Origin of the sequence: Saccharopolyspora griseoalba (assembly GCF_042665275.1) — a bacterium.
In the GTDB taxonomy this organism is placed as follows: Bacteria; Actinomycetota; Actinomycetes; order Mycobacteriales; family Pseudonocardiaceae; genus Saccharopolyspora; species Saccharopolyspora griseoalba.
In genome coordinates, this window is record NZ_JBHTCJ010000009.1 from 215,654 (window position 1) to 224,358 (window position 8,705).

General features: G+C 71.1%; 8 protein-coding genes. All 8 read left to right on the forward strand.

Annotated elements, in window-relative coordinates:
• Positions 1–22: 22 nt before the first annotated feature.
• Genes argJ through tyrS form a run of 8 tightly spaced genes read left to right on the forward strand, consistent with a single transcriptional unit; the run spans position 23 to position 8,163 of the window.
• Positions 23–1,183: a bifunctional glutamate N-acetyltransferase/amino-acid acetyltransferase ArgJ gene (gene argJ, locus ACFQRI_RS18660; protein ID WP_380670292.1), complete on the forward strand. Its 1,161-nt coding sequence runs from the start codon at positions 23–25 to the stop codon at positions 1,181–1,183.
• Entirely contained in the window at positions 1,180–2,097 is a 918-nt protein-coding gene (argB, locus tag ACFQRI_RS18665; RefSeq protein WP_380670294.1) for an acetylglutamate kinase, read from the forward strand. Before argJ ends, argB begins: the two co-directional genes overlap by 4 nt.
• Positions 2,094–3,275, forward strand: coding sequence for an acetylornithine transaminase (locus ACFQRI_RS18670; RefSeq protein ID WP_380670296.1), 1,182 nt, complete (start codon positions 2,094–2,096; stop codon positions 3,273–3,275). Before argB ends, ACFQRI_RS18670 begins: the two co-directional genes overlap by 4 nt.
• A 1-nt stretch (position 3,276) precedes the next feature.
• Entirely contained in the window at positions 3,277–4,200 is a 924-nt protein-coding gene (gene argF / locus ACFQRI_RS18675; RefSeq protein WP_380670298.1) for an ornithine carbamoyltransferase, read from the forward strand.
• Entirely contained in the window at positions 4,197–4,745 is a 549-nt protein-coding gene (locus ACFQRI_RS18680) for an arginine repressor (RefSeq protein WP_380670300.1), read from the forward strand. The genes argF and ACFQRI_RS18680 overlap by 4 nt, the downstream gene beginning before the upstream one ends.
• A 30-nt stretch (positions 4,746–4,775) precedes the next feature.
• Positions 4,776–6,197, forward strand: coding sequence for an argininosuccinate lyase (gene argH, locus ACFQRI_RS18685; RefSeq protein WP_380670301.1), 1,422 nt, complete (start codon positions 4,776–4,778; stop codon positions 6,195–6,197).
• Positions 6,198–6,231: 34 nt separating this feature from the next.
• Positions 6,232–6,855, forward strand: a complete 624-nt coding sequence (locus ACFQRI_RS18690; RefSeq protein WP_380670303.1) for a DNA-3-methyladenine glycosylase — start codon at positions 6,232–6,234, stop codon at positions 6,853–6,855.
• Positions 6,856–6,888: 33 nt separating this feature from the next.
• Complete coding sequence (tyrS, locus tag ACFQRI_RS18695; protein WP_380670305.1) at positions 6,889–8,163, forward strand: tyrosine--tRNA ligase; 1,275 nt, start codon at positions 6,889–6,891, stop codon at positions 8,161–8,163.
• Positions 8,164–8,705: the final 542 nt, after the last annotated feature.

Here is an 8,705-nt window from a genome sequence, read left to right on the forward strand (position 1 = left end):
CGCGCAGCCAGGAGGAGCAACGATGAGCGTGACCGGTCCAGCCGGTTTCCGGGCGGCCGGGGTGGCCGCGGGCATCAAGGACGCGGGGGCCAAGGACCTCGCGCTGGTGGTCAACGACGGCCCGCGGCAGACCGCCGCCGGGGTGTTCACCACCAACAAGGTCAAGGCCGCGCCGGTGCTGTGGTCCCAGCAGGTGCTGCAGGAGCGCAAGCTGCGCGCCGTGGTGCTCAACTCCGGTTGCGCCAACGCCTGCACCGGGCCCGGCGGCTTCCAGGACACCCACGCCACCGCCGAGAAGGTCGCCGAGGTGCTCGGCGTCGGCGCGATCGAGGTGGCGGTGTGCTCCACCGGCCTGATCGGCGAGCGGCTGCCGATGGACGCGCTGCTGCCCGGCGTCGACGCCGCTGCGGCATCCCTTGAGGCCACCGAGCAGCACGGCCTGGACGCCGCGACCGCGGTGCTGACCACCGACAGCCGGGCCAAGCAGGCCCACCGCGGGCACGACGAGGGCTGGTCGATCGGCGGGTTCGCCAAGGGCGCCGGGATGCTCGCGCCGAACATGGCCACCATGCTCAGCGTGCTGACCACCGACGCCGAGATCAGCGGCGAGGACCTCGACGAGGCGCTGCGCGCCGCGACGAAGGTGACCTTCGACCGGCTCGACGTCGACGGCGGCACGTCCACCAACGACACGGTGCTGGTGCTGGCCTCCGGCGCCTCCGGCGTGCGGGTCGACCCCGCCGAGTTCACCCGGCTGCTCACCGAGACGTGCCAGGACCTGGTGCGCCAGCTGCAGGACGACTCCGAGGGGGCCACCAAGACCATCGACATCACCGTGCGCGGCGCGGTGAGCGAGGCCGACGCGGTGGCCATCGGGCGGATCGTCGCCGAGGACAACCTGGTCAAGACCGCGATGTTCGGCTCCGACCCGAACTGGGGCCGGATCGCCATGGCGCTGGGGCGCGCGCCCGCCGAGATCGACGTGGACGAGGTCGCCATCGCCACCAACGGCGTGACCCTCTACGCCGACGGGGCCACCGCCAGCGACCGCGGCGAGGCCGACCTGTCCGGGCGGCACATCGAGATCGTCATCGATCTCCAGCTCGGCGAGCACGCCGCCACGATCCTCAGCACCGACCTGTCGCACGGGTACGTCGAAGAGAACAGCGCCTATTCCTCATGAGTGACGAAACCGATGACCGGCTGGCCACCGCCGCCGAGAAGGCCAGCGTCCTGGTCGAAGCGCTGCCCTGGCTGCAGCGCTTCAACGGGGCCACCGTGGTGATCAAGTACGGCGGCAACGCCATGATCGACGACGAGCTCAAGCGCGCCTTCGCCGAGGACATGGTGTTCCTGCGGCTGGCGGGCCTGCGCCCGGTCGTGGTGCACGGCGGCGGGCCGCAGATCACCTCGATGCTCGACCGGCTCGGCATGCAGGGCGAGTTCCGCGGCGGTCTGCGCGTGACCACCCCGGAGACCATGGACGTGGTGCGCATGGTGCTGGTCGGCCAGGTCGGGCGCGAGCTCGTCGGGCTGATCAACCAGAACGGTCCCTACGCGGTGGGCATGTCCGGCGAGGACGCGCGGCTGTTCACCGCTGCCCGCCGCACCGCCACGGTCGACGGCGAAGCGGTCGACGTGGGTCTGGTCGGCGACGTCGTGGACGTCAACCCGGAAGCGGTGCAGGACCTGATCAACGCCGGCCGCATCCCGGTGGTCTCCACCGTCGCGCCCGACGAGGACGGCGTGGTGCACAACGTCAACGCCGACACCGCCGCCGGTGCGCTGGCCGAGGCGCTGGGCGCCGAGAAGCTCGTGGTGCTCACCGACGTCGAGGGCCTCTACACCGACTGGCCCGACCGCTCCTCGCTGGTCAGCCGCCTCGACGCCGATCAGCTCGCCGAGCTGCTGCCCCAGCTGGCCTCCGGCATGGTCCCGAAGATGGAGGCCTGCCTGCGCGCGGTGCGCGGCGGGGTTCCCCGCGCGCACGTCATCGACGGGCGCCTGGCGCACTCGGTGCTGCTGGAAGTGTTCACCAAGGCCGGCGTGGGAACCATGGTCTTCCCCGCCGGAACCGACTCGGAGGATGGGCGATGAGCGGCAACCAGGACGCCACCCGGCGCTGGCAGGCGTCGATGATGGACAACTACGGCACGCCGAAGCTGGACTTCGTCAGCGGTTCCGGGGCCGAGCTCACCGACGCCGACGGCAACACCTACCTGGACTTCGTCAGCGGTATCGCGGTCAACGCGCTGGGCCACGCCCACCCGGCCATCGTGCGGGCGGTCTCCGAGCAGGTCGGCAAGCTCGGCCACGTCTCCAACCTCTACGCGCACGAGCTCGGCCTCACCCTGGCCGAGCGGCTGCTGGAGCTCGCCGGGGCGTCCGGCCGCGTGCTGTTCTGCAACTCCGGAGCCGAGGCCAACGAGGCCGCGTTCAAGATCGCCCGGCTCACCGGCCGGAGCAAGATCATCTCCACCGAGGGCGGCTTCCACGGCCGCACCATGGGATCGCTCGCGCTCACCGGCCAGCCCGCCAAGCAGGAACCGTTCGCCCCGATGCCCGCGGGCGTGCAGCACATCGCCTACGGCGACGTCGCCGCGCTGGAAGCGGCCGCGGACGCCGACACCGCGGCGATCTTCCTCGAACCCATCCAGGGCGAGAACGGAGTCGTCGTCCCGCCCGAGGGCTACCTGCGCGCCGCCCGCGAGATCGCCACCCGCAACGGGGCGCTGCTGGTGCTCGACGAGGTGCAGACCGGCATCGGCCGCACCGGCAACTGGTTCGCCTTCCAGCGCGAGGGCATCACCCCGGACGTGATCACGCTCGCCAAGGGCCTCGGCGGCGGGCTGCCCATCGGCGCCTGCATCGGCGTCGGCGCGGCGGGGGACCTGCTCCGCCCCGGTCAGCACGGCACCACCTTCGGCGGCAACCCCGTGGTGTGCGCCGCGGCGCTGGCGGTGCTCGACACCATCACCGACGAGGGGCTGCTCGAACACGTCGAGCAGGTCGGCAAGGACCTGCGCGCCGGCGTCGAAGCCCTCCAGCACCCGCTGGTCCGCGAAGTGCGCGGCGCCGGGCTGCTGGTGGCCATCGGGCTCGCCGAACCCGCCTCGCAGAAGATCGCGGCCGCCGCGCAGGACCGCGGCCACCTGATCAACCCCATCCAGCCGGACGCCATCCGGCTGTGCCCGCCCCTGATCGTGCGCGCCGAGCAGGTGCGGCGACTGCTCGACGACCTGCCCGCACTGCTCGACGCCGCCAAGGAGAACTGACATGCCCCGGCACTTCCTCCGCGATGACGACCTCACCCCGGCCGAGCAGGCCGAGGTCCTCGACCTGGCCGACGAGCTCAAGGCCGACAAGCTCGGCAACCGCGAGCTGGCCGGCCAGTCCGTCGCGGTGATCTTCGAGAAGAACTCCACCCGCACCCGGCTGTCCTTCGAGGTCGGCATCCAGCAGCTCGGCGCGCAGCCGATCGTGGTGGACGGGCGGATGATGCAGCTCGGCCGCGAGGAGACCATCGAGGACACCTCCCGGGTGCTGTCCCGCTACGTCGACGCCGTGGTGTGGCGGACCTTCGCCCAGGCGCGGATCGACGCGATGGCCTCGGTGGCCCGCGGCCCGGTGATCAACGCGCTCACCGACGAGTTCCACCCCTGCCAGGTGCTCGCCGACCTGCAGACCATCCGGGAGCGCCACGGCGCCCTCGAAGGGCTGACCCTGACCTACCTCGGCGACGGCGCCAACAACATGGCCCACTCGCTGCTGGTCGGCGGTGCCACCGCGGGCATGCACGTGCGCATCGGCGCCCCCGACGGCTTCCGCCCGGTCGAGTGGGTGCTGGAGGCAGCCCGCAAGCGCGCCGCCGAGACCGGCGGATCCGTCGAGCTGTTCAACTCGCCGACCGGCGCGGTCGACGGCTCGGACGTGCTGGTCACCGACTCCTGGACCTCGATGGGCCAGGAGAACGACGGCAAGGACCGGGTCAGCCCGTTCCGGCCCTTCCAGGTCAACCCCGAGCTGCTGGCCGCCACCGGCAAGCCGGACACCAGCGTGCTGCACTGCCTGCCCGCGCACCGCGGCATGGAGATCACCGACGAGGTCCTCGACGGGCCCGCCAGCGCCGTCTTCGACGAGGCCGAGAACCGGCTGCACGCGCAGAAGGCCCTGCTGACCTGGCTGGTGCGACGAGCATGAGCACGACCCGGGTAGCCCGCCAAGCGCGCATCGTCGAGCTGGTGTCCTCGATGGACATCCGCAGCCAGACCGAGCTGGCCAAGCTGCTGGCCGACGACGGCATCGACGTCACCCAGGCGACCCTGTCCCGCGACCTCGACGAGCTCGGCGCGGTCAAGCTGCGCGGGCCCGACGGCGGGGCCGCGGTCTACGTGATCCCGGAGGACGGCAGCCCGGTGCGCGGCGTGCAGGGCGGCACCTCCCGCCTGAGCAGGCTGCTCGGCGAGCTGCTCGCCGGCGCCGACGGCTCGGGAAACCTCACGGTGCTGCGCACCCCTCCGGGCGCCGCGCAGTTCCTGGCCTCCGCGATCGACCGCGCCTCGATGCCCGAGGTCGTCGGGTCAATCGCCGGCGACGACACCGTCATGATCGTCGCCCGCGAACCGCTGACCGGCATGGAGCTGGCTGAGCGGTTCAGCACCATGGCCGCGGGCGGGCGGGAGGCCGCCGAGGACGACCCGCAGACCCGGGCCATCCGCGAAGAAGCACAGTCCCGGCTCAGCTGAGCGCGGGAACCGACGAACCGAGGAAGCACCGTGACCGAGCAAGGTAGCGAGCACACGAAGCTGTGGGGCGGCCGCTTCGCCTCCGGCCCGGCCGAGGCGATGGCCAAGCTGAGCCTGTCCACGCACTTCGACTGGCGGCTGGCGCCCTACGACATCGCCGGATCCCGCGCCCACGCGCGGGTGCTGCACCGAGCGGGTCTGCTCACCGCTGACGAGCTCGAGCGCATGCACGCCGGGCTCGACGAGCTGGCCGCCGACGTCGAATCCGGCGCGTTCGCCCCGGTTCTCGAGGACGAGGACGTGCACACCGCCCTGGAGCGCGGTCTGCTGGAGCGGGTCGGCCAGGAGCTCGGCGGCAAGCTGCGCGCCGGGCGCTCGCGCAACGACCAGGTCGCCACCCTGTTCCGGATGTGGCTGCGCGACGCCAACCGCCGCATCGCCGAGGGCGTGCTCGACGTGGTCGACGCGCTGGTCGCCCAGGCCGTCGACCACCCCGAGGCCGTGCTGCCCGGTCGCACGCACCTGCAGCACGCCCAGCCGGTGCTGCTCGCGCACCACCTGCTGGCGCACTGCCAGGCGCTGCTGCGCGACGTGGACCGGATCCGCGACTGGGACGCGCGCACCGCGTTCTCGCCCTACGGCGCCGGTGCGCTGGCCGGGTCCTCGCTGGGGCTGGACCCGCAGGCGGTGGCGGCCGAGCTCGGCTTCGACGGGGCCACCGACAACTCCATCGACGGAACCTCGTCGCGGGACTTCGCGGCCGAGGCCGCGTTCTGCCTGGCGATGCTGGGCGTCAACCTCTCCCGGGTCGCCGAGGAGGTGATCGTCTGGAACACAGCGGAGTTCGGCTACGTGACCCTCGACGACGCCTGGGCCACCGGCAGCTCGATCATGCCGCAGAAGAAGAACCCGGACGTCGCCGAGCTCGCCCGCGGCAAGTCGGGACGGATGCTGGGCAACCTCAGCGGGCTGCTGGCCACGCTCAAGGCCCAGCCGCTGGCCTACAACCGGGACCTGCAGGAGGACAAGGAGCCGGTGTTCGACTCGGTCGAGCACCTGGAACTCCTGCTGCCCGCGATGGCGGGGATGCTCGGCACGCTTACCTTCCACACCGACCGGATGGCCGAGCTCGCGCCGGCCGGGTTCACGCTGGCCACCGACATCGCCGAGTGGCTGGTGCGCCAGGGCGTTCCGTTCCGGGTGGCGCACGAGGCCTCGGGGGAGTGCGTGCGCGTCGCCGAGGCGCGCGGGGTGGGCCTGGAGGAGCTCACCGACGCCGAGCTGGCCGGGGTGAACCCCGCGCTGACCCCGCAGGTCCGGGAGGTGCTCACGGTGACCGGTTCGATCGCGTCGCGCGACGCCCACGGCGGAACTGCACCCGACCGAGTGAGGGAGCAGCGCGAACGGGTGAAGGCTTCGGTCGAGGAATATCGCTCCTGGCTGTCGAAGTGATCACGATCGAGGAGCACCCGGTAGGGTCTGGGACGTGAACCAGCTGACCCGCGACGAACTCGCCAGGGACCCGCTGTGGGTGGCGCGGCGCCTGCTCGGCTGCGAGCTGCGTTCCGACGGCCCCGACGGCGCGGTCGCGGTGCGCCTCGTGGAGGTCGAGGCCTACCGGGGAACCGACGATCCGGCCTCGCACTGCTACCGCGGTCGCACCGAGCGCAACGCGGTCATGTTCGGGCCCGCCGGTCACCTCTACGTCTACTTCGTCTACGGGATGCACTTCTGCATCAACGTGGTCTGCCTGCAAGACGGCGTCCCCGGCGCGGTGCTGCTGCGCGCCGGGGAGGTCGTCGAGGGCGCCGATCTCGCCCGCTCCCGCCGGCCGGCCGCCCGCAAGGACGCCCAGCTGGCCAGCGGCCCGGCCAGGCTGGCGGGCGTGCTGGGCATCACCCGCGAGCACAACGGCGTCGACCTCACCAGCCCGGATTCGCCGATCCGGCTCTGCGCGGGCGATCAGGTCGCCGAGGACGACATCCGCAGCGGCCCGCGCGTGGGCGTGTCCACCGCGATGGACCTGCCGTGGCGGTCCTGGGTGGACGGGTCGGAATCGGTCAGCGCTTACCGGCGTGGCGGACGCCGCCGGATCAGGGCCCGGGCGTAAACCGGGTTGCCGCGATGCGCGAAACTGACGTGCGTGAGCGAGCACATCCTTGACGACCTGACCTGGCGCGGACTGATCGCGCAATCGACCGACCTCGACGCCCTGCGGCGGGATCTCGACAGCGGCCCGCTCACTCTCTACGCCGGCTTCGACCCGACCGCGCCGAGCCTGCACGCCGGCCACCTGGTGCCGATGCTGATGCTGCGGCGCTTCCAGCGCGCGGGGCACCGCCCGGTGGTGCTCGCCGGCGGGGCGACCGGTCTCATCGGTGACCCCCGCGACGTCGGCGAGCGCAACCTGCACGACGCCGAGACCGTCGAGCTGTGGACCGAGAAGATCCGCGCGCAGCTGTCCACCTTCGTCGACTTCGACGACTCGCCGACGGGTGCGATCGCGGAGAACAACGCGCGCTGGACCGCCGACATGCCAGTGACGACCTACCTGCGCGACATCGGCAAGCACTTCTCGATCAACACGATGCTCTCGCGGGAGACCGTCAAGCGGCGATTGGAGACCGACGGCATCTCCTACACCGAGTTCAGCTACATGCTGCTGCAGGCCAACGACTACGTGGAGCTCAACCGGCGCTACGGCACCAAGCTGCAGATCGGCGGCTCGGACCAGTGGGGCAACATCGTCGCGGGCGTCGACCTGGTCCGAAAGCAGGAGGGCGCCGTCGCGCACGCGCTGACCTTGCCGCTGGTCACCGACTCCGAGGGTCGCAAGTTCGGCAAGTCCACCGGTGGCGGCAACGTGTGGCTGGATCCCGAGCTGACCACGCCGTACGCCTGGTACCAGTACTTCGTGAACACCGCCGATGCCGACGTGTCGAACTACCTGCGGCTGTTCACCTTCCTGGACCGCGAGGAGATCGAGGAGCTGGAGCGGACCACGGCCGAGCGCCCGCAGCTGCGCGCCGGGCAGAAGCGGCTCGCCGAGGAGCTGACCACGCTGGTGCACGGCGCCGACGAGACGCGCAAGGTGATCGAGGCGAGCCAGGCGCTGTTCGGCCGCGGGGAGCTCGCCGAGCTCGACGAGGCCACCCTCGACGCCGCGATGGCGGCGGTGCCGACCGCGGAGGTGCGGCTGTCCGACGGGCCGTCCGCGGTGGACCTGCTGGTCGAGACCGGCCTGGTGAACGGCAAGGGTGCCGCGCGCCGCACCATCAAGGAGGGCGGCGCGTACGTGAACAACTGCAAGATCGCCGACGAGGAGTGGGTGCCGGCCGACGAGGACCTGTTGCACGGTCGTTGGCTCGTCGTGCGCCGTGGCAAGCGCCACACCGCCGGCGTCGAGGTGCTGCGCTGATCGCGATCCCGGATCCCGGCAGGGGTGCTGACCTGCGAGTTCGCCCCTCTGCCGGGAAAGGGGACCCCCGGTTTGACGCGCCTGGGAGCACCGTGTAGATTATTTCGAGTCAGCGCGAGACGGGCCGGGAAAACCGGGCCGAGCCTGACGGGGGTTGCGAACCAAGCTCACACCACGGTGTTAGAGTGGGCACCCCAACCGGGAAATTGGGAAAGCACTCGGCGGGCATTGCTCCGCGGGATGCCGACGCGATTTTCCCTCGATGTTTGAATAACTTGAGCGCCTTGCTGTGCCTGACTGAATGGCGAGTTCCGGGTTTTCGGTGCCGCACCGGAAAGGGGGCACCCCCCCGGTGAAAGCCGAAAAAGCGGCTTGCTAGAGTGGGTAACAGCGAAAGCGCGAGAGAAGAAAACGACTCCCCGGAGTTTCCAGCTGTTTGTTGGGGCGATGGTGTGGGTGTGTTCTTTGAGAACTCAACAGCGGACTGATTTGGTTAGTGTTCTTTGTATGCCCCTGACCAGATGACATTGTGATGTTGTGTG